The 19,753-nt window shown below is 43.0% G+C and carries 22 protein-coding genes; all 22 read left to right on the top strand.

Features of this window, described 5'->3' with window-relative positions; translation table 11 throughout:
- The first annotated feature begins 33 nt into the window (after nucleotides 1-33).
- Nucleotides 34-555, top strand: coding sequence for a flagellar basal body-associated protein FliL (gene fliL / locus HUS62_RS19240; protein WP_175080826.1), 522 nt, complete (start codon nucleotides 34-36; stop codon nucleotides 553-555).
- 9 nt (nucleotides 556-564) lie between these two features.
- The gene (gene fliM / locus HUS62_RS19235; protein ID WP_054553268.1) at nucleotides 565-1,656 is read left to right on the top strand and encodes a flagellar motor switch protein FliM; all 1,092 of its coding nucleotides are present in this window, start codon (nucleotides 565-567) and stop codon (nucleotides 1,654-1,656) included.
- A gap of 22 nt (nucleotides 1,657-1,678) precedes the next feature.
- Nucleotides 1,679-2,080, top strand: coding sequence for a flagellar motor switch protein FliN (fliN, locus tag HUS62_RS19230; protein ID WP_054553267.1), 402 nt, complete (start codon nucleotides 1,679-1,681; stop codon nucleotides 2,078-2,080).
- Entirely contained in the window at nucleotides 2,077-2,460 is a 384-nt protein-coding gene (gene fliO, locus HUS62_RS19225; protein WP_054553266.1) for a flagellar biosynthetic protein FliO, read from the top strand. The genes fliN and fliO overlap by 4 nt, the downstream gene beginning before the upstream one ends.
- A gap of 4 nt (nucleotides 2,461-2,464) precedes the next feature.
- On the top strand, nucleotides 2,465-3,205 hold the full coding sequence (gene fliP / locus HUS62_RS19220; RefSeq protein WP_175080825.1) for a flagellar type III secretion system pore protein FliP: 741 nt from the start codon (nucleotides 2,465-2,467) through the stop codon (nucleotides 3,203-3,205).
- A 40-nt stretch (nucleotides 3,206-3,245) separates the two neighbouring features.
- Nucleotides 3,246-3,515 (top strand): flagellar biosynthesis protein FliQ, encoded by a 270-nt coding sequence (fliQ, locus tag HUS62_RS19215; protein ID WP_175080824.1) that lies wholly within the window; start codon nucleotides 3,246-3,248, stop codon nucleotides 3,513-3,515.
- The gene (fliR, locus tag HUS62_RS19210; protein ID WP_175080823.1) at nucleotides 3,516-4,295 is read left to right on the top strand and encodes a flagellar biosynthetic protein FliR; all 780 of its coding nucleotides are present in this window, start codon (nucleotides 3,516-3,518) and stop codon (nucleotides 4,293-4,295) included.
- A gap of 9 nt (nucleotides 4,296-4,304) precedes the next feature.
- Complete coding sequence (gene flhB / locus HUS62_RS19205) at nucleotides 4,305-5,435, top strand: flagellar biosynthesis protein FlhB (protein WP_175080822.1); 1,131 nt, start codon at nucleotides 4,305-4,307, stop codon at nucleotides 5,433-5,435.
- Nucleotides 5,436-5,506: 71 nt separating this feature from the next.
- Nucleotides 5,507-7,618, top strand: coding sequence for a flagellar biosynthesis protein FlhA (flhA, locus tag HUS62_RS19200; RefSeq protein WP_130052063.1), 2,112 nt, complete (start codon nucleotides 5,507-5,509; stop codon nucleotides 7,616-7,618).
- 20 nt (nucleotides 7,619-7,638) lie between these two features.
- Nucleotides 7,639-9,120, top strand: coding sequence for a flagellar biosynthesis protein FlhF (gene flhF, locus HUS62_RS19195; protein ID WP_055020706.1), 1,482 nt, complete (start codon nucleotides 7,639-7,641; stop codon nucleotides 9,118-9,120).
- Nucleotides 9,113-9,973, top strand: a complete 861-nt coding sequence (locus HUS62_RS19190; protein WP_054553259.1) for a MinD/ParA family protein — start codon at nucleotides 9,113-9,115, stop codon at nucleotides 9,971-9,973. The genes flhF and HUS62_RS19190 overlap by 8 nt, the downstream gene beginning before the upstream one ends.
- 26 nt (nucleotides 9,974-9,999) lie before the next feature.
- Nucleotides 10,000-10,710, top strand: a complete 711-nt coding sequence (locus HUS62_RS19185; protein ID WP_175080836.1) for an RNA polymerase sigma factor FliA — start codon at nucleotides 10,000-10,002, stop codon at nucleotides 10,708-10,710.
- A 40-nt stretch (nucleotides 10,711-10,750) separates the two neighbouring features.
- Nucleotides 10,751-11,134, top strand: coding sequence for a chemotaxis response regulator CheY (gene cheY, locus HUS62_RS19180; protein WP_016708035.1), 384 nt, complete (start codon nucleotides 10,751-10,753; stop codon nucleotides 11,132-11,134).
- A gap of 17 nt (nucleotides 11,135-11,151) precedes the next feature.
- Nucleotides 11,152-11,919 carry a protein phosphatase CheZ gene (locus tag HUS62_RS19175; protein ID WP_130166643.1) on the top strand — a complete coding sequence of 256 codons (768 nt, stop codon included), beginning with the start codon at nucleotides 11,152-11,154 and terminating at the stop codon, nucleotides 11,917-11,919.
- Between the two features lie 15 nt (nucleotides 11,920-11,934).
- Nucleotides 11,935-14,235, top strand: coding sequence for a chemotaxis protein CheA (locus HUS62_RS19170; protein WP_175080821.1), 2,301 nt, complete (start codon nucleotides 11,935-11,937; stop codon nucleotides 14,233-14,235).
- Nucleotides 14,236-14,304: 69 nt separating this feature from the next.
- Nucleotides 14,305-15,468 (top strand): chemotaxis response regulator protein-glutamate methylesterase, encoded by a 1,164-nt coding sequence (locus HUS62_RS19165; RefSeq protein WP_175080820.1) that lies wholly within the window; start codon nucleotides 14,305-14,307, stop codon nucleotides 15,466-15,468.
- On the top strand, nucleotides 15,461-16,225 hold the full coding sequence (locus HUS62_RS19160) for a flagellar motor protein (protein WP_175080819.1): 765 nt from the start codon (nucleotides 15,461-15,463) through the stop codon (nucleotides 16,223-16,225). Before HUS62_RS19165 ends, HUS62_RS19160 begins: the two co-directional genes overlap by 8 nt.
- A 6-nt stretch (nucleotides 16,226-16,231) precedes the next feature.
- Complete coding sequence (locus HUS62_RS19155) at nucleotides 16,232-17,191, top strand: flagellar motor protein MotB (protein ID WP_175080818.1); 960 nt, start codon at nucleotides 16,232-16,234, stop codon at nucleotides 17,189-17,191.
- An 11-nt stretch (nucleotides 17,192-17,202) separates the two neighbouring features.
- Nucleotides 17,203-17,973: a ParA family protein gene (locus HUS62_RS19150; RefSeq protein ID WP_054562168.1), complete on the top strand. Its 771-nt coding sequence runs from the start codon at nucleotides 17,203-17,205 to the stop codon at nucleotides 17,971-17,973.
- Nucleotides 17,974-17,975: 2 nt separating this feature from the next.
- The gene (locus HUS62_RS19145; protein ID WP_175080817.1) at nucleotides 17,976-18,734 is read left to right on the top strand and encodes a chemotaxis protein CheW; all 759 of its coding nucleotides are present in this window, start codon (nucleotides 17,976-17,978) and stop codon (nucleotides 18,732-18,734) included.
- Nucleotides 18,735-18,755: 21 nt separating this feature from the next.
- Nucleotides 18,756-19,253, top strand: coding sequence for a chemotaxis protein CheW (locus HUS62_RS19140; RefSeq protein WP_054553251.1), 498 nt, complete (start codon nucleotides 18,756-18,758; stop codon nucleotides 19,251-19,253).
- Nucleotides 19,254-19,268: 15 nt separating this feature from the next.
- Entirely contained in the window at nucleotides 19,269-19,679 is a 411-nt protein-coding gene (locus HUS62_RS19135) for a DUF2802 domain-containing protein (protein WP_175080816.1), read from the top strand.
- The last annotated feature ends 74 nt before the right edge of the window (nucleotides 19,680-19,753 follow it).

Genomic DNA, 19,753 nt, shown 5'->3' with positions numbered 1-19,753 from the left:
AAACAGCTTGCTGTAACTTTGAGGGAAGTGACAATGGCCGAAGAAGCAAATTTAGAAATAGAAGATACGGGTAAAGGCAAAAAGAAGCTGATTATCATCATTGCAGCTGTAGTGTTGATTGCTGGTGCTGCTGCGGGTTACTTTTTATTTATGGGTGATGATGCCCCTGAAGAAAGCCTAGCAGATGAAACCACAGTGACAGAGGCTGCTGCACCATCGAGCTCCACACAGATTGGTTCGGCTCTGTATGTCGCAATGCCACGCCCATTTGTATTTAATGTACCCGGTGCTAGTCGCGACCGAATTGTACAAATAAAAGTTCAGCTACTTGTTCGCGGTGAAGTGAACGAAGAAACTGCCAAAAAGCATATTCCACTTATCGAAAGTACCTTACTTGGCGTTCTTTCAACAACGACCGCAGATGAATTAGGTACCAGTGAAGGTAAAGAGTCAGTACGTGTTGCTGCACTTGAAAAAGTACAATCAGCATTAAGTGATGTTGAAGGTAGCAAAGTGATAGAGCGGGTATTATTTACCGGCTTTGTGATGCAATAAGGGGTCAGCGTGAGCGATTTATTATCTCAAGACGAAATTGATGCGCTCTTACATGGCGTTGATGAAGTCGAAGAGGAAGATATTCACGAAGGTGATGACTTAGACAGTAATACCTTACAGTATGACTTCTCATCACAAGATCGTATTGTTCGGGGTCGTATGCCGACCTTGGAGATCGTGAATGAACGTTTTGCCCGTCATATGCGAATTAGCCTATTTAACATGATGCGCCGCACCGCTGAGGTGTCGATTAACGGCGTACAAATGATTAAATTTGGCGAATATATTCATACCTTATTCGTGCCAACTAGTTTGAACATGGTACGTTTTCGTCCGTTGAAGGGCACCGGCCTAATTACCATGGAAGCCCGATTAGTATTCATTTTAGTGGATAACTTTTTTGGTGGTGATGGCCGCTATCATGCAAAAATAGAAGGCCGTGAATTTACCCCAACAGAACGCCGTATTGTTCAAATGCTGCTTAAAATCATCTTCGAAGATTATAAAGAAGCATGGGCGCCGGTAATGGATGTGTCTTTTGAGTACCTTGACTCAGAAGTTAACCCAGCGATGGCTAACATCGTAAGTCCAACTGAAGTGGTTGTTATTAGCTCTTTCCATATTGAGCTAGATGGTGGTGGCGGTGATTTCCATATCGCATTACCTTATTCGATGCTTGAGCCAATCCGTGAATTACTCGATGCCGGTGTGCAATCAGACACCGAAGACACTGACTTACGTTGGAGTAAAGCATTACGTGATGAGATCATGGATGTTGAGGTCGATTTATCGACTCAATTGCTTGAGGTTGATCTAACGCTACAACAGATTATGGAGCTTAAAGCTGGCGATATTATCCCTGTTGAAATGCCAGAACATATCACCGTATTTGTAGAAGAATTGCCGACCTTTAGAGCGAAAATGGGCCGCTCTCGTGACAATGTGGCACTACAAATTAGCGAAAAAATTAAACGCCCTGAATCAGTTAAGTCAGAACTACATGTGTTCACAAAAGGTGGCAAAAAACTGGATTCAGATGCAGAATTAGCAGAACTAGAAGAAGATCTACATCTATCTGAAGGTGTAGATTTAGACTGGTAGTCGATTTATAAGGTTAAACATAATGAGTGATGATCAAGATACAATGGACGAATGGGCTGCGGCACTAGCCGAAGCTGAAGAAGCTGAGGGTGGCTCAGGTGATGCTGCTGTAGCGGAGCTTGATGAGTTAAAAGATGAAAGACATGAGCTGTCTGGCGACGAAAAACGTAAACTTGATACCATCTTGGACATTCCAGTTACTATTTCGATGGAAGTGGGTCGTTCAAAAATCAACATTCGTAACTTATTACAGCTTAACCAAGGTTCAGTGGTAGAACTAGACCGAGTCGCTGGTGAGCCACTTGATGTATTGGTTAATGGCACCCTGATTGCGCATGGTGAGGTGGTTGTCGTAAACGATAAGTTCGGTATTCGTTTAACGGACGTTATCAGCCAAGTTGAGCGTATTAAAAAGTTACGATGAATGCTTTAGTCGCTTTAACAAGTGCGTCGAGCACTGCATTTCCTACGGCATCACCGACGGCAGATTTACTGTCTATGGTGATGTCTTTGCTTTTAGTGCTGGTGGTTATTATTGCTTTGGCTTTTTTGGTTAAAAAACTAAATCCAAATCTTGCTAATAGTGATGAATTTAAAGTAGTGCGCAGTTTGCCTTTAGGCTCTCGTGAGCGCTTGATGGTCATTGAAATCGATAACGCTCAGCACTTAATTGGTGTGACCCCGCATAGTATTAACTACCTGCATAAACTAGAAACACCATTACAAGAAAAAGAACTGCCAGAACTTGCCAAAAAATTTGGTAAGTTGCTGAACCCACAATCACCTTCAAATAAAAAGAATTAACGCTATGATCAAGTGGATACTTATTTTAGCAAGTGTGTTGTTTTTGCCGTCGGTTAACGCTGAAGGCATAGAAGCACTGACCATTACCACCAACCCTGATGGCTCTCAAGATTACTCCGTGACGCTACAAGTGTTAGCGATTATGACGGCGCTGAGTTTTATTCCGGCAGCGGTCATTATGATGACTTCATTTACACGGATTATTGTGGTTCTGGCGATATTACGCCAAGCAATAGGCTTACAACAAACACCATCGAATCAAATTTTGTTAGGCATGTCGCTGTTTTTGAGTATTTTTATTATGGCGCCAATTTATCAGCAGGTGAATGAGCGTGCCATTGAGCCGTACTTGAATGAACAAGTTACCTCAGTGCAAGCATTAGAACTTGCCAAAGAGCCAATGAAAGCGTTTATGCTCTCGCAAGTTCGTATAAAAGATTTAGAGACCTTTGCGAAAATAGCGGGTTATGAGCAATTAGATTCGCCAGAAGACACGCCGTTGATTGTATTGATCCCCGCGTTTGTTACCAGTGAATTGCAAACGGCCTTTATCATTGGTTTTATGTTTTTCATTCCCTTTTTGATTGTGGATTTAGTAGTGGCCTCCGTATTAATGGCCATGGGTATGATGATGCTTTCGCCGATGATTGTATCTTTACCGTTTAAAATCATGCTGTTTGTATTAGTAGATGGCTGGGGCCTTGTGATGGGCACACTGGCGAAGAGCTTTGGGCTCGGGGTGTAACAATGCAATTCAAGACACATAATTAGGTAGGGGAGACAAAATGGAACCAGAAATTTTTGTCGATATACTCAGTGACGCACTGTTTTTAGTCATAAAGTTAGTGTCGGCAATCGTGGTACCTGGCTTATTGGTTGGTCTTGTTGTTGCTGTTTTCCAAGCGGCAACATCTATCAATGAGCAAACATTAAGCTTTTTACCTCGTTTGCTAATTACCATAAGTGCATTGATATTAGGTGGCCATTGGTTCACGCAAGAACTTATGGATTTTTTTAACCGCTTAGTGATGTCTATACCGGAGATAGCGGGCTAAATGGAATTTCCATTTGCGGTCATTATTCAATGGCTCAGTGACTTTTTGCTGCCATTAGTGCGTATTAGCTCAATGATTATGATCATGGCAGGTCTTGGTGCCAAGAATGTACCGACACGAATTAAACTCGGCTTAGCTGTGGTTGTCACCTTTGTTGCCGTTCCTATGCTGCCCCCTGCGACTTTTAATAACCTATTCTCCTTTGAAATGATTCTCGTAGTCATTCAACAAATGCTTATTGGTGTGGCGATAGGCTTTGCTTCAATCCTATTACTAAATACCTTTATTCTTGCTGGGCAAATACTCGCGATGCAAACCGGTCTTGGTTTTGCGTCCGTCGTTGATCCATCTAATGGCCTAAGTGTCCCCGCTGTAGGCCAGTTTTATTTAATCTTGGCTACCTTACTATTTTTCGTTTTTAATGGTCATTTAATGATGATTCAAATGGTCATTCATAGCTTTGAAGTACTGCCAATTGATGGCAATTGGTGGGCGGTTGATCATTACTGGGATATCGTTACTTGGGGCGGCTGGATGTTTACTACAGCCTTGGTGCTTGCTTTAGCGCCACTGACAGCTATGTTGGTTATTAATATGTCGTTTGGTGTAATGACCCGTGCTGCACCGCAGTTAAATATTTTTTCGATAGGTTTTCCGTTTACCTTAGTGGCTGGTCTTGTAATTATATGGGCGACGTTAGGTAATTTCATGACTCAATTTGAGTTTCAGTGGTTAAAAATGGTTGAGTTAATGTGCAGCCTTGTTGGTTGTACACCTTAGGAGCACGCCATGGCTGAAGATTCTGGTCAAGAAAAAACCGAAGAACCCACCGGGAAGAAAATAGACGACGCCAAGAAAAAAGGCCAGGTTGCCCGCTCAAAAGAGCTAGGTACCATGTTTGTGCTTATCTTCTCGGCAGTATCACTATTACTTTATGGTCCTGAAATTGGCAAAGGTCTTTATAATGTGATGGGGCGCTTATTAAGCCTTAATCGTAATGAAACCTACGACACCACTAAAATGTTTTCAGTGTGGGGAATTGTTGCGGATGCGTTGTTATTTCCTATGGCAATGTTTGTGTTGATCATCGTGATAGCCGCTTTTGTTGGGAACACTTTACTGGGGGGTTTTAACTTTAGTTGGCAAGCGGCAGCACCAAAAGCAAGTAAGATGTCGCCGGCTAAAGGTATTAAACGTATGCTTGGCCCTCAAGCAGGAGTAGAGCTAGTTAAGTCTATTTTAAAATTTGCTGTGGTTGCTGGCTTTGCGGTGTTTTTAATTAATACCTTCTTTGATGAAATATTACATTTAAGTATTGAAAGTGCACCTGGAAATATCATTCACGCGCTTGAAATTCTCGCTTGGATGTTTTTAGGCTTAACCTGTACTTTAATACTCATTGCTGCAATTGATGCTCCTTTTCAGAGTCATAAGCACCACAAAGAGCTTAAAATGACTCTACAAGAGGTGAAAGACGAATACAAAAACTCTGAGGGTGATCCGCAAATAAAAGCGCGTATTCGTCGTACTCAGCGTGAAATGTCGCAAAGGCGTATGATGCAAGACGTGCCTGATGCCGATGTGATCGTAACCAACCCGACCCATTATGCTGTAGCACTAAAATACGATACAGCTAAAGCGGGTGCGCCTATTGTTCTTGCCAAAGGCGTGGACGAGCTTGCTATGCAAATTCGTAAAGTAGGCAAGGGTAATGACGTGCCAATTGTTGAATCACCAATGCTTACACGTGCGCTGTATCACACCACCGATGTGGGCAATCAAATACCCGATCAGCTATTCACTGCCGTTGCGCAAGTGCTAGCTTATGTTTTCCAGTTAAAACGCTTCCAAAAAGGGCGCGGTAAACGTCCTGTACCACTTAATAAAAAGCTCCCAATACCCGATGCTTACAAATATTAGAAAGTAGCTATATAACTTGGAATAGTTATTGCAAATTCCGTGTAGTGTCAATTTTTTGAAATTGTTGAATTATGGAATTTAAAGCGGTATTACAACAACTTAACAGAGATAAAAAAGAGTATGCGAAGGGTATCGGCACGCCGTTAATGGTACTTGCTGCGCTGGGCATGGTGATTTTACCCCTGCCGCCATTTCTTTTAGATATTCTATTTTCGTTTAATATCGCGTTAGCACTGGTGGTGTTACTAGTTACTGTTTACACCATGAAACCACTTGAATTTGGTATGTTCCCTGCGGTTCTACTAATTGCAACCATCATGCGCTTAGCACTGAATGTCGCCAGTACCCGTGTGGTATTGCTAGAAGGTCATAACGGTGGAGATGCAGCCGGTAAAGTTATCGAGGCCTTTGGCTCGGTGGTTATCGGCGGTAACTATGCAGTTGGTTTAGTGGTCTTCCTAATTTTAATCATTATTAACTTTGTGGTTATCACCAAAGGTGCTGGCCGTATTTCTGAAGTATCAGCTCGCTTTACTCTTGATGCAATGCCAGGTAAACAAATGGCGATTGATGCTGACTTAAACGCCGGTTTCATCAGTGCAGAACAAGCCCGAGAACGTCGTGAAGAAGTTACTCGTGAAGCCGATTTCTATGGTTCAATGGATGGTGCAAGTAAGTTCGTAAAAGGCGATGCGATAGCGGGTATCGTTATTCTCGTGATTAATATCGTTGGTGGTTTATTTGTTGGTATGATCCAACATGATTTATCGTTCAGCCGTGCGATGGAAGTGTATACCTTGCTAACTATTGGTGATGGTCTAGTTGCACAGCTACCTTCACTATTACTGTCTATTGGTACCGCAATCGTTGTTACCCGTCAAAATGAATCGCACAATATGGGCGATCAAGTTAAGACACAGCTAGGTAACGAAAAATCACTTTATATCGCATCGGGTATTTTGATCATCATGGGTCTTGTACCAGGTATGCCGCATATTGCATTTTTAAGCTTAGGTGCATTACTCGGTTACCTTGCTTATTTCACACAACAACAAAAAGCCAAAGCAGAAGCCGAAAAAGCAGAGCAAGAAGCAAATGGTGGTGCACCAGGTACAGGCGTTGCCAATAAACAAGAACAAAAAGAACTGGGTTGGGATGACGTTCAGCAAGTTGATGTTATTGGCTTAGAAGTGGGATATCGATTGATTCCACTTGTTGACCAATCGCAAGGTGGTGAACTGTTAAATCGTATTAAAGGTGTGCGTAAGAAACTTTCTCAGGAACTTGGTTTCTTGGTACCTCCTGTGCATATTCGCGATAACTTAGAACTCGACCCTAACGCTTACAGAATTACTATGATGGGTGTATCGAGCGGTGAGGGTGAGCTTAAGCATGGTGATGAGTTAGCGATTAATCCAGGCCAAGTATTTGGTCCAATCAAAGGAGTTGCCACAAAAGACCCAGCATTCGGATTAGATGCGGTGTGGATCAAACCTGATCAAAAAGATGAAGCGCAATCACTTGGCTATACCGTGGTTGATTCAGCAACTGTGGTTGCAACTCATATCAGCCAGTTACTTACTAACAGTGCTGCTTTACTACTTGGTCATGAAGAAGTACAAAACTTACTAGATATGTTAGCGAAGAGTCATCCACGTCTTGTTGAAGGACTGGTTCCTGACGTATTACCTCTCACTACTATCGTAAAAGTGCTACAAAACTTACTCAATGAAGGGGTGGCAATTCGCGATATGCGCTCGATTGTTCAAACCCTTGTTGAATATGGTCCACGTAGCCAAGACCCTGATGTGCTAACGGCTGCAGTGCGAATTTCACTGCGCAGATTGATTGTTCAAGACGCTGTTGGTATGTCTTCTGAGATCCCTGTCATAACCTTGGCGCCTGAGTTGGAACAGATGTTGCATCAGTCACTTCAGAATGCAGGTGACGAAGGTGCCGGAATAGAGCCAAGCCTTGCAGAGCGACTTCAACAATCATTGAATGAAGCGCATCAAAACCAAGAAATGGCCGGTGAACCTTCGATACTATTAACGTCAGGAATGTTAAGAACTGTGTTATCTCGCTTCGTTAAGTACACCATCCCAGGTTTAAGGGTGATGTCTTACCAAGAGGTACCAGACGAAAGACAGATTAAGATTGTCAGCTCAGTAGGCCAACAATAGGATAGTAAAGGGGTTGAACCATGAAAATTAAACGTTTTTTTGCTAAAGATATGCGCACAGCACTGAAAGAAGTGAAAGATGAACTAGGTGTTGATGCGGTTATTATGTCGAACAAAAAGCTTGCTAACGGCGTTGAAATCGTTGCAGCTGTTGATTACGACAAAGCAGCCCCGAAAGCCGAAGCTAAACCAGCCGTGGCACAATCAGCACCTGCTCCACAGCATAACTTTGTTAAACCTGAGCCAATGCGTGCTAAACCTGAGCCGCAAGCGAAAGTTGCTGATAGCCTACAAGCGTTACTTGAGCGTCAAGCCCCACGCCCTCGTTCGCCAGAGCTTGCGTCAATGTTTAGTCAATCTGGTATTGATACGAGTGAACACTATCAACCAAAAGAGCCAAGCTTTGAGCAGCAACAGCCTGAATATAAGCAAGCTCCTCGTTATCAACAGCAAGCAGCACCTCGTGTACAAACTCAAGCACATAGCTTAGGTTTTGATGACGACTTAGATTCTGGTTTTGATGATTTAGATTCACCAGCCGAGCACAAAAACTCAGCACCTGCGAATCAATCAGAAATGACGACCATGCGCGAAGAAATGAATGCGATTCGTCAATTACTTGAACACCAAGTATCTGGCCTAATGCAACAAGATATGGCGCGCCGCGATCCGACTCGTGCATGTATGATTGACCGCTTAGCAGGTATGGGCATTGAACGTGATGTTGCTGAGCAAATGGCGTGTTTCATTCCTGACGACGTATCACGTCAACAAGCGTGGCAAGCACTTCTGCAAATGGTTGAAAACCAAATGCATACAACGAATAACGAAATCCTGCGTCAAGGTGGTGTATTCGCATTAGTGGGTCCAACAGGCGTTGGTAAAACAACCACAGTTGCAAAATTAGCTGCACTGGGTGCACAAAAATATGGTGCAGATAAAGTGGCGTTGATCACCACTGATACCTACAGAATTGGTGCCTACGAACAATTGGCTACTTATGGTCGTATTATTGGCTGTGGTGTTAAGCAGGTAAAAGATGCGAATGAATTAGCTGAAGTGTTATACCATTTACGTAATAAGCGTCTAGTATTAATAGACACAGCGGGTATGAGCCAACGTGATTTACGTTTAACTGAGCAGTTAAATACCCTAATGCGTAATCAGCGTGTTGATATTCGTAGTTATTTAGTATTAAGTGCTACAGCACAGATAAATGTGTTGCAAGAAACCGTAAGACACTTTAAAAAGGTTCACCTAAGTGGCTGTATCTTCACTAAATTGGATGAATCTTTAAGTTTAGGTGAGATTATTAGCATAGCGATTCAAAATCGCCTGCCAATAGGGTATCTTACTAACGGTCAGCGCGTTCCTGAGGATATTCGCGTAGCGAATGCTGAAAAACTAGTGAAAAAAGCTGAACAATTGTATTTAAAACGAGCAAAAGCACAACATTCAAGACGTCAAGCAGTAGCGTCGAACACAGTAGGGATGTATGATTAACACAGTATTAGATCAAGCAAGCGGCCTGCGCAAAATGAATCAAAATAATAATAGTGGCGTTAAAGTTATCGCTGTTACTGGCGGTAAAGGTGGAGTGGGTAAAACCAACGTTTCACTCAATACCGCAATCGCATTAGGTCAGCAAGGAAATCGTGTATTAGTATTAGATGCCGATTTAGGTTTGGCAAACTGTGACGTAATGCTTGGCCTTCGTGTTGAACGTAATTTATCTCATGTTTTGTCAGGCGAGTGTGAGCTTGACGAAATTCTTGTTGAAGGCCCTGCGGGCATCAAAATTGTACCAGCGACGTCTGGTTCACAAAGTATGGTTGAATTAACGCCATCTGAGCATGCAGGCCTTATTCGCGCTTTTAGCGAGTTAAACACCGAGTTTGATATATTAATTGTTGATACCGCCGCAGGTATTTCTGACATGGTATTAAGCTTTTCTCGTGCAGCCCAAGACGTTGTTGTGGTTGTATGCGATGAACCTACCTCAATTACTGATGCTTACGCACTTATTAAAGTGCTTAGCCGTGAGCATGGCGTATATAAATTTAAAATTGTTGCCAATATGGTGCGCAGTTTGCGTGAAGGGCAAGAATTATTTGCTAAGCTTTCAAAAGTAACGGATCGTTTTTTAGATGTTTCAATGGAGTTGGTAGCAACCATTCCTTATGACGAGAACATGCGTAAATCTACGCGACGTCAAAAGGTGATTGTTGAATTATTCCCGAACTCTCCGGCAGCGGTGGCGTTTAAAACATTAGCAACAAAAGCAGTTAAGTGGCCGATCCCTAATCAACCGTCTGGCCATTTAGAATTTTTTATTGAAAAACTAGTAAACGGCTAACTATGACAACATCGGTGAATAAAGCGATGGGATATCAATCAGCACAGAATTTAAATGCGATTGTCGAAAAACATGCCTCTTTAGTCAAAAAAGTGGCATGCCATCTAATTGCTCGTTTACCTGCCAGTGTGCAACTCGATGATTTAATTCAATCAGGCATGATAGGCCTAATTGAAGCGTCAAAAAACTTTGATGCTAGCAAAGGTGCTAGTTTCGAAACCTTCGCTGGAATTCGTATTCGTGGTGCGATGTTAGACGAAATTCGTAGAGGTGACTGGGCGCCACGCTCTGTTCACCGAAATGCCCGCCTTGTGGCTGAAACCATTGCCGAATTAGAAAGCTCTTTAAATCGTGAGCCCAAAGATACTGAAGTCGCTGAAAAACTTGATATTACGCTAGATGAGTACCATCATATTCTACATGATGTAAATTCGAGTAAAGTATTAGGTATTGAAGATTTAGGTGTAGATGAAGACGTCATCACACCAGTAGGTCAGGATTTAGGACTAGACAAACCGTTTAATAACGTTAAAAATGAGCGGTTTAACCAGTCTCTATTAACGGCTATCCAATCGTTACCAGAAAGAGATGCTCTCGTTTTGTCTTTGTACTACAACGACGAAATGAACTTAAAAGAAATAGGACACATACTCGATGTTAGCGAGTCGCGTGTGAGTCAAATACATGGTCAGGCGATGATTAAGCTCAAAGCAAAAATCAATGACTGGATTAATTAGTAGTAAGTAAATAAAGGTTCAAACCTCACCGGAGGATGTTTTGGATAAAAACATGAAAATTCTTGTTGTTGATGATTTTTCTACAATGAGACGTATCATTAAAAATCTATTAAGGGATTTAGGTTTTACCAATGTGCAGGAAGCTGACGACGGTTCAACAGCATTGCCAATGCTACAAAATCAAGAATTTGATTTTGTTGTAACAGATTGGAACATGCCTGGTATGCAAGGTATTGATTTGTTACGTGCAATTCGTGCTGATGATAGCCTTAAGCATATTCCTGTTTTAATGGTGACAGCTGAAGCGAAAAAAGAACAAATTGTTGCTGCTGCTCAAGCAGGTGTAAATGGCTATATCGTTAAACCATTCACTGCTGCGACACTTAAAACCAAATTGGAAAAAGTGTTTGAACGTCTAGGTTAATCTAAGGGGAGAGGCTTATGTCAGCACTTGCTGCGCCTCAAATAAGTTTAGAGCAAGCTCGTCAACTTGTTGAGTATCTTGAAAATGGTGAACAAGAAAAAGCGGATAAGCTCATTCTTGACGCTGCATCAAAAGAACAATCAGAGTTGTTTGCTGAAGTCGGCAAATTGACGCGTCAGCTTCATGAAGCATTAAAAAACTTTGACCTAGATACTCGTCTCACTGATTTAACTACCGAAGCGATCCCAGACGCTAAGCAGCGCTTAAATTATGTTATGGAAATGACAGAAAGCGCCGCCAATAAAACCATGGATGCGGTTGAAGCAAGTTTACCAATAGCGCAACAACTTGCTGATGAAATTGCCGCAATCAAACCTACGTGGGATCGTTTAATGAACCGAGAAATTGAACTCGGTGAATTTAAATCGTTATGTCATAGCTTAGATAAGTTCATGAATAACTCGCATACCAAAACCGATGAGCTCCAAGGTTTGATGACTAATGTGCTGATGGCGCAGGATTATCAGGATTTAACCGGACAAGTTATTCGCCGTGTTATTGAGTTGGTGCGAGAGGTAGAAGACAGTTTAATTAATCTCTTAACTGTGTTTGGCAGTCAAGAAGATGGTCATCAACAACAAGAAAAACAGGCCATAGAAAAAGCACCTGCAACAAGTGACACACTAGCAGGTCCTGAAGGGCCAATTATTGATAAAGAGTCTCGCGATGATGTTGTCTCAGGACAAGATGAAGTCGATGATCTATTATCAAGTCTGGGCTTCTAAGAGGAGAGTAGCTGCATGAGCTTTGAAGTCGATGAAGATATATTACAGGATTTCCTTGTTGAAGCAGGAGAAATCTTAGAGCTTTTGTCAGAGCAATTAGTCGAGCTTGAAAACAACCCAGAAGACAAAGATCTATTAAACGCCATTTTTAGAGGCTTCCATACTGTTAAAGGTGGTGCAGGCTTCTTAAGTATGACTGAACTTGTAGATGCGTGTCATGGTGCAGAGAATGTTTTCGATTTATTACGCCAAGGTCTGCGCAGTGTAACACCAGAACTAATGGACGTAATTTTACAGGCTCTCGACACTATCAACGAAATGTTCGCTACGATTCAAAATCGCGAACAGCCAGAGCCTGCAGATCCAGCCCTATTAGAAGTCCTTCATAAATTAAGTCAGCCACCGACTGCAGAAGAGCTTGCAGGTGAAGATTTATCTGTAGCAGAGGATGTTGCAGTTGCACCTGAAGAACCTGCAGTTGAAGAGCCAGCTGTTGATACGCCTGAAGTCACTGCAGAAACAACAGACAATATCGATGAAGATGACCCATTTGCATTCGATATGTTATTTGATGGCGGCGGTCTTGCAGATAGCAGCGCTGAGCCTCAAAATATTGACGAAATCACCGAAGACGAATTTGAAAGCCTATTAGATGAACTTCATGGTAAAGGCCAAGGCCCAGCAGCACCTGTTGCAGATACTGTAAGCAATGATAGTGACGATATTACCGATGATGAATTTGACAGCTTATTAGACGAACTGCATGGCGTTGGTAACTTTGGTGAAGTAAAACAAGATACTCCTGCTCAGCCTGAAGCAGCAAAACCTGCACAGCCAGCTCCTCAGGCGCCTGTAGCAGAACCTGCAAGCAATGACTCAGACGATGAAATTAGCGATGACGAGTTTGAAGCGCTGCTTGATGAATTACACGGTAAAGGTACTGCTCCTCAGTCTTTAGAAACGGCTGCGCCAGAAAAAGCGCCTGAACCACCAAAAGCAGAACCTGCAAAACCAGCACAGCCTGCAGCATCAAAACCGGCATCTGCGCCTAAACCTGCTGCCGCAGCGCCTAAACCGGCTCCAGCTCCTGCAAAAGCACCAGAAAAATCGCCTGCAGCTTCTGCTGCACCGAAAAAAGCGCCACCACCACAGGCAGAAACAACGGTACGTGTTGATACTAAACGTCTCGATGAAATCATGAACATGGTGGGTGAGCTGGTATTGGTCCGAAACCGCTTGGTGAGCCTTGCCAATAACAGCAATAGCGAGTCAATGGGTAAAGCCATCTCTAATCTAGATGTGGTAACCGCAGACTTGCAAGGCGCGGTAATGAAAACCCGTATGCAGCCAATCAAGAAAGTATTCGGCCGTTTCCCGCGGGTTGTTCGTGACCTAGCCCGTAGCTTGAAAAAAGATATTAATCTGCAGCTAGTTGGTGAAGAAACCGATTTAGATAAAAATCTTGTTGAAGCACTTGCTGATCCATTGGTGCACTTAGTGCGTAACTCTGTTGACCATGGTATTGAAATGCCAGACGTGCGTGAAGCCGCAGGTAAACCGCGTACAGGTACCGTAACGCTTTCGGCATCACAAGAAGGTGATCACATCCTACTAACCATTCGTGATGATGGTGCAGGTATGGATGCTGAGAAACTGAAAAAAATCGCAATTAGCAAAGGTGTGATCGATCACGACCAAGCAAGTCGCTTGTCGGATACCGAAGCATACAATCTTATCTTTGCACCAGGTTTCTCAACCAAAGAAGAAATCTCTGACATCTCAGGCCGTGGTGTCGGCATGGATGTTGTTAAAACTAAAATCACTCAGTTAAATGGCTCGGTTAATATTCAGTCTGAGCTGGGTGTAGGTACTGCACTTGAAATCAAGGTGCCATTAACACTTGCTATCTTACCGACCTTAATGGTTGTTGTGGGTGAGCAAACCTTCGCATTACCACTTGCTGGTGTTAGCGAAATTTTCCACCTTGATTTAACTAAAACTAACGTAGTTGATGGCCAACTGACAATTATTGTACGTGAAAAAGCGATCCCGCTTTTCTATTTACAACATTGGTTAGTAAAAGGCGCCAACCCCCAAGAGCGTAAAGCAGAAGGTCACGTGGTTATTGTGCAAATAGGCACTAAACAAGTGGGCTTTGTTGTTGACTCGTTAATTGGTCAAGAGGAAGTTGTTATTAAACCTTTAGATGCCTTATTGCAAGGTACACCAGGCATGGCAGGTGCGACAATTACTTCTGATGGTGGGATTGCACTGATCCTCGACGTACCTAGCATGCTTAAACACTACGTTGGCTAATAATAAATAATAAATAATAAAGTGCAGTATTTAGCTGCACTTTGAATGATATAAAACAAGAGAGTGCCAATGGCAGTCAAAGTATTAGTTGTTGATGATTCAAGCTTTTTTCGTCGCCGTGTCAGCGAAATTTTAGAGCAAGACAGCAATATTCAAGTGATAGGTTTTGCCGTAAACGGTCGTGAAGCGGTAGATAAAGCCCGTGAACTAAAACCTGATGTAATTACTATGGATGTTGAAATGCCGGTTCTTGATGGCATTAGTGCCGTAAAAGAAATAATGGCAGCAACACCAACTCCTATTTTAATGTTCTCATCACTCACTCGTGATGGTGCAACCGCAACCCTAGATGCACTGGATGCTGGGGCGTTAGATTTTTTACCGAAAAAATTTGAAGACATTGCACGCAACAATGAAGATGCAATCGCACTTTTGCAAAATAAAGTAAAAGAAATTGGTCGCCGTCGCCTTTCTCATTTTTCGCGCCCAGCACCTATTTCGCGACCAACTCCGGCTCCTGCACCAAGGAGCAGTAACGCTGCAAGTACGAGTAGCGGTATTGTTCAACCTGATCGCAGCTTTAGCCGTCCAGCTCCTGCTAGTTCGCCTGCCGCATCGTCTTCGAGTACGAGTAATATTCGCGCTTCGGGCAAGCAATATCAGTTAGTTGCTATTGGCACATCAACCGGTGGGCCTGTAGCGCTACAAACAATTTTAACTCAGCTGCCAGCTAACTTTCCGCATCCAATTTTGCTTATTCAGCATATGCCAGCTGCGTTTACACCTGCTTTTGCTGCACGCCTTAATGGCTTATGCAGAATCAATGTGAAAGAAGCGCAAAATGGTGACCGTTTAGTGCCTGGTACCGCTTATTTAGCGCCTGGTGGTCAACAAATGCTAATAGAAGGACGAGGCGGCTCTCGCACACTGCGTGTGTTTGAAGACGACAGTCCGCGTATTACTTACAAACCGAGCGTTGACGTGACCTTTGCTAGTGCTGCAAAAACCTTTGGTGGTGATGTGCTAGCTGTAGTTTTAACGGGCATGGGCGCAGATGGCCGTGATGGTGCGCGTATGCTTAAGCAAGTCGGTGCTACTATTTGGGCGCAAGATGAAAAAACCAGTGTGGTGTATGGTATGCCACAAGCTGTTGCAAATGCGGGGCTGGCGAGCGAGAGCTTAGCACTCACTGATGTTGCAGCTCGCCTAACGCGTGAGACTGGTTGTGGATAAGCTATCTTTTCTTGGCTTAATTGTCGCGATAAGTGCCATCGCCTTTGGTTATGCATTAGAGGGCGGGGTTGTTTCTGCACTGTTTAATGGTCCTGCGCTTATCATCGTACTAGGTGGTACGCTTGGGGCTGTGATGCTGCAAACCCCTGCAAGTGTTTTTACTAAAACGCTTAAGATCAGTCATTGGGTGTTCATTCCGCCATATCACGATATTGATGCAGCCATTGAACAAGTTAAGCGTTGGTCACACAAAGCACGCCAAGAAGGCTACTTAGCCCTTGAGTCTGAAGCGCTGTCGCATTCAGACCCGTATGCGGCAAAGGGCTTGAGTCTACTTGTTGATGGGATTGATGAGCAAAAGCTTAGAGATACCCTTGAAATTGATTTAATGCTTGAACGCGAGCGCTTACTCGAGGTAAGCCGAGTTTACGAAGCCATGGGCGGTTATAGCCCTACAATTGGTATTCTAGGTGCAGTACTCGGTTTGATTCAGGCTATGCAATTTATCACCGATCCAGAAAAACTGGGTGCTGGTGTCGCTACTGCGTTTATCGCTACTATTTACGGTGTTGGTTTAGCTAACTTATTATTCTTGCCAATGGCGAATAAACTTAAGCAGCAAGTTGAGCAAAAAATGCTGTATCATGAACTACTTGCTGAAGGTATTATTGCTATTTCGCAAGGTGAAAGCCCACTAAATATCGAACTAAAGCTTGAGGCGTACCGTGTAGAGCGCCCAAGCTTAGTTGACGAGTAATTTATTATGATGCGCCGTCGTCTGCGTCATAACACGTCAAAAAACCAACATACTGAACGCTGGCTTGTCTCTTATGCCGATTACATGACCATCATGTTTGCTTTTTTTGTGGTCATGTATGCTATCGCAATTAGTAAAAATGAAGACTTTCAGATTCTCTCAGACTCACTGGAGCAGGTGTTCGAAAAGTCAGCTCGTCAGCAACAACAGGTTGGCACGGGGGTTAACGGCACAGGCATATTAACTGACAGAGTCAGCTCTGAGAACGACATTCTATACGGTGAGAGCATTCGTAAAGATGAGCAGGGTCCTGAATTACTCGATGGACAAAGCGAAACCAGCAATATTGAGAAAAAACATTTCGGCAAGCCTCTCGACAGCTTACTTACTAAATTACAGTCTGCGCTTATTGATGAAATTCGTGATGGCGAAGCGAGTTTAGAGCTTCACCAAGATTGGCTTATCATCGAATTAAGTTCAGGGATGTTATTTTCATCGGGCAGTGCTGTTGCACAGCAGCGTGCCAAGCAAGTTGTTGGTTTAGTGAAAGATATTATCGCGCCGGTTGATAACTACATACGCGTGCGTGGTTATACCGATAACGAAGGTATTCGTAATGAGATGTTTCGCTCAAACTGGGAGCTATCTGTAGCGCGGGCTACATCCGTACTGGTTGAGCTTGAGAGCTTGGGCATTAACCCGGCGCGAATGGCTATTGAAGGTTACGGACAGTATTCGCCCTTCGCAAGTAATGACACAGAGCAAGGCCGCGCAGAAAACCGCAAAGTGGTTGTTGCGTTGTCTAAGTATGGTTTACCGCCAAAAGAGCCAGAAAGTACTGAACAAGAGTCACAAAACCAACCGCAACAGACGACAGAAGTTGAGTTGCCAAGCGATGATAACAGCATTAAAGTGATTCAATTACCACATGGTGGCATTAGGATTACCACGCGCAATGAACAATAATAAGGTGTGATGTGAAAGTTTGGACCGTAGCGAATCAAAAAGGTGGGGTAGGGAAAACAACAACAGCCGTTAGCCTTGCTGGTATTCTCGCTTTACAAGGTAAACGCGTGTTACTTATTGACACCGATCCGCATGCATCATTGACTTATTATTTTGGTATCGATTCAGAAGACTTAGAAGTTAGCGTGTATGATATCTTTGCGCGTGGTAATAACATGGCCAGTGAAGAAATTTTACAGGCTCTATGTCCATCAACACTTGAAAACCTTGATATCTTACCTGCGACTATGGCAATCGCGACGCTTGATAGAAGCATGGGCAATAAAAATGGCATGGGCTTAATACTTAAAAAAGCACTGGCCAAAATTAGCGACCATTATGATTATGCGATTATTGATTGCCCGCCTGTTTTAGGGGTTTTGATGGTCAATGCTCTTGCAGCTAGTGAGCGAATTTTAGTGCCAGTACAAACAGAGTTTCTGGCCTTAAAAGGGCTTGATCGTATGATGCGTACGATGGAGTTGATGCAAACATCGCAAGCAAAACAGTACCAATATACAATTATTCCTACAATGTACGATAAACGTACTAAAGCATCACTTGAAGCTTACAAGACTCTGCAGGATAATTACAAAGATAAGGTATGGTCAGGCGTGGTGCCTGTCGATACAAAGTTTAGAGATGCTAGTTTAGCACAGCAAGTGCCGATTCAATTTTGCCCGCGTTCGCGTGGCGTTTTTGCATATCGTGCGCTGCTTGATTACTTAGTTGCACAAGGTTAAAGATGAGTAAGCATTTATTTGCCAATGAAAAAGTGATGACCCAATATTTGGGCGCTTTGTTGTGTGAAGATGAGCCTACAGACCAAAATCTTGAGCCAGTCGCAAAGCTGCTGGAGCAGGTTAAAGAGCCTGAAACTAAGACGGAAGAAAAGCTGACAGACGTTCAGCCTACTCCAGAACCTGTTTTACCACCCCCAGAACCGACTAAAGAGCTTGAGAAAACCGAGAACCAAGCTAATATCAAAGATATAGTCGCAGAACCTAAAGCTGAACTGGTTGCAAAAACCTCGTCTGATCGTCAAGAAGACTATTTTGACGGTGAATTTCAGGCATTATTCTTTGAGGTTGCAGGGTTAACGCTTGCTGTACCGTTAAAAGCATTAGGGGGAATTCATCAGCTGGCAGAGGTTAACCAATTATTTGGTAAACCTAAATGGTTTAAAGGTGTAATGCTAAACCGTGAAGAAAAACTAAATGTTGTTGATACTGCACGTTGGGTTATGCCAGAAAAGTATGATGAAAAATTAGAACAATCATTAGATTATCAGTATTTAATCACCTTAGGTGGCAGCCAATGGGGATTATTGGCTGAAAAGCTCGTAAATAATATTACGCTTCGTAAAGAAGATGTAAAATGGCGAGCAAAATCAGGTAAGCGGCCTTGGCTTGCAGGTGTTATCAAAGAGAAAATGTGCGCCTTGATTGACGTTGAAAATTTAAATCAATTGCTAGAGCAGGGCTTAGACAGCCGTGAGCAGTAACTATTTTTACGGAGTAATAGCATGAGTGAAGAAAGACTACTGTCAGCAAATAAAAACGCTGATAGCAACGATGAAGTGTTACAGTGGGTAACCTTTAAACTTGAAGAAGAAACGTACGGCATTAACGTAATGCAAGTACAAGAAGTACTTCGCTATACCGAAATTGCTCCTGTACCAGGTGCGCCTTCTTATGTATTAGGTATTATTAACCTACGTGGTAATGTTGTTACTGTTATCGACACTCGTGCACGTTTTGGCTTAATGGGTGCTGAGGTTACTGATAACTCTCGTATCGTTATCATTGAAGCTGAAAAGCAAGTGATTGGTATTTTAGTCGACAGTGTCGCAGAAGTGGTTTACCTACGTAGCTCTGAAATTGACAGTGCGCCAAATATTGGCACAGAAGAAAGTGCTAAGTTTATCCAAGGTGTATCTAACCGTGATGGTGAGTTACTGATCTTGGTTGATCTTAATAAATTATTAAATGACGATGAGTGGGACGAGCTAAGCGCACTATAAGCGTTTGGAAATTATATGCTGTTATACTCTTTGTTTGGTGCCTCAATCTTACTTGTATTAGTTTGTTTGGGGCTTATTTTTGTCAATAACAATAAGCAAGCGGCGGCGATTCAAGCCAAGCAAAAACAGTTACAAGAAGCTCAACAGCAATTGAGTATTTTACGTAGCGAAGTGGCTGAAATGCGAGCCGGCATGCTGAGTATTGGCAAACGCGTTGTTGCTGTTGAAGAAAAAAGTAAAGAGCTTGAACAGCTACAAGATGCACAAAAATATGATGATCCGAATGCGAAAATTTATTCGCGAGCGGTTAAAATGGTTGAGCTAGGCGCTGATTTAGAAGAAATAATTCGTGAATGCGAATTACCCAGAGCCGAAGCTGAGCTACTCATGTCACTTCATAAACAAAAAGTCGGCACGCTCGCCTAATGCTGATCAGTTAAGAAGTTGATCAGTTGACCGATCAGAATGATCATGCACAATCCGTAGTTAGGCAACTAACT

It is taken from the genome of Pseudoalteromonas sp. 0303 (genome assembly GCF_013349995.1).
GTDB lineage: Bacteria > Pseudomonadota > Gammaproteobacteria > Enterobacterales > Alteromonadaceae > Pseudoalteromonas.
The sequence above is the reverse complement of the archived record's forward strand: the minus strand, read 5'-3'. Positions and strand labels throughout refer to the sequence as shown.

Bases quoted from the DNA above. Each gene is read 5' to 3' on its own strand.
- fliN (WP_054553267.1), top strand. From the start codon at position 1,679: ATGAGTGATGATCAAGATACAATGGACGAATGGGCTGCGGCACTAGCC.
- HUS62_RS19170 (WP_175080821.1), top strand. From the start codon at position 11,935: ATGAGCTTTGAAGTCGATGAAGATATATTACAGGATTTCCTTGTTGAA.
- flhB (WP_175080822.1), top strand. From the start codon at position 4,305: ATGGCTGAAGATTCTGGTCAAGAAAAAACCGAAGAACCCACCGGGAAG.
- HUS62_RS19145 (WP_175080817.1), top strand. From the start codon at position 17,976: ATGAGTAAGCATTTATTTGCCAATGAAAAAGTGATGACCCAATATTTG.
- fliP (WP_175080825.1), top strand. From the start codon at position 2,465: ATGATCAAGTGGATACTTATTTTAGCAAGTGTGTTGTTTTTGCCGTCG.
- HUS62_RS19155 (WP_175080818.1), top strand. From the start codon at position 16,232: ATGATGCGCCGTCGTCTGCGTCATAACACGTCAAAAAACCAACATACT.
- HUS62_RS19185 (WP_175080836.1), top strand. From the start codon at position 10,000: ATGGGATATCAATCAGCACAGAATTTAAATGCGATTGTCGAAAAACAT.
- HUS62_RS19165 (WP_175080820.1), top strand. From the start codon at position 14,305: ATGGCAGTCAAAGTATTAGTTGTTGATGATTCAAGCTTTTTTCGTCGC.
- fliQ (WP_175080824.1), top strand. From the start codon at position 3,246: ATGGAACCAGAAATTTTTGTCGATATACTCAGTGACGCACTGTTTTTA.
- flhA (WP_130052063.1), top strand. From the start codon at position 5,507: ATGGAATTTAAAGCGGTATTACAACAACTTAACAGAGATAAAAAAGAG.
- flhF (WP_055020706.1), top strand. From the start codon at position 7,639: ATGAAAATTAAACGTTTTTTTGCTAAAGATATGCGCACAGCACTGAAA.
- fliR (WP_175080823.1), top strand. From the start codon at position 3,516: ATGGAATTTCCATTTGCGGTCATTATTCAATGGCTCAGTGACTTTTTG.
- HUS62_RS19135 (WP_175080816.1), top strand. From the start codon at position 19,269: ATGCTGTTATACTCTTTGTTTGGTGCCTCAATCTTACTTGTATTAGTT.
- HUS62_RS19140 (WP_054553251.1), top strand. From the start codon at position 18,756: ATGAGTGAAGAAAGACTACTGTCAGCAAATAAAAACGCTGATAGCAAC.
- fliL (WP_175080826.1), top strand. From the start codon at position 34: ATGGCCGAAGAAGCAAATTTAGAAATAGAAGATACGGGTAAAGGCAAA.
- HUS62_RS19190 (WP_054553259.1), top strand. From the start codon at position 9,113: ATGATTAACACAGTATTAGATCAAGCAAGCGGCCTGCGCAAAATGAAT.
- fliO (WP_054553266.1), top strand. From the start codon at position 2,077: ATGAATGCTTTAGTCGCTTTAACAAGTGCGTCGAGCACTGCATTTCCT.
- HUS62_RS19175 (WP_130166643.1), top strand. From the start codon at position 11,152: ATGTCAGCACTTGCTGCGCCTCAAATAAGTTTAGAGCAAGCTCGTCAA.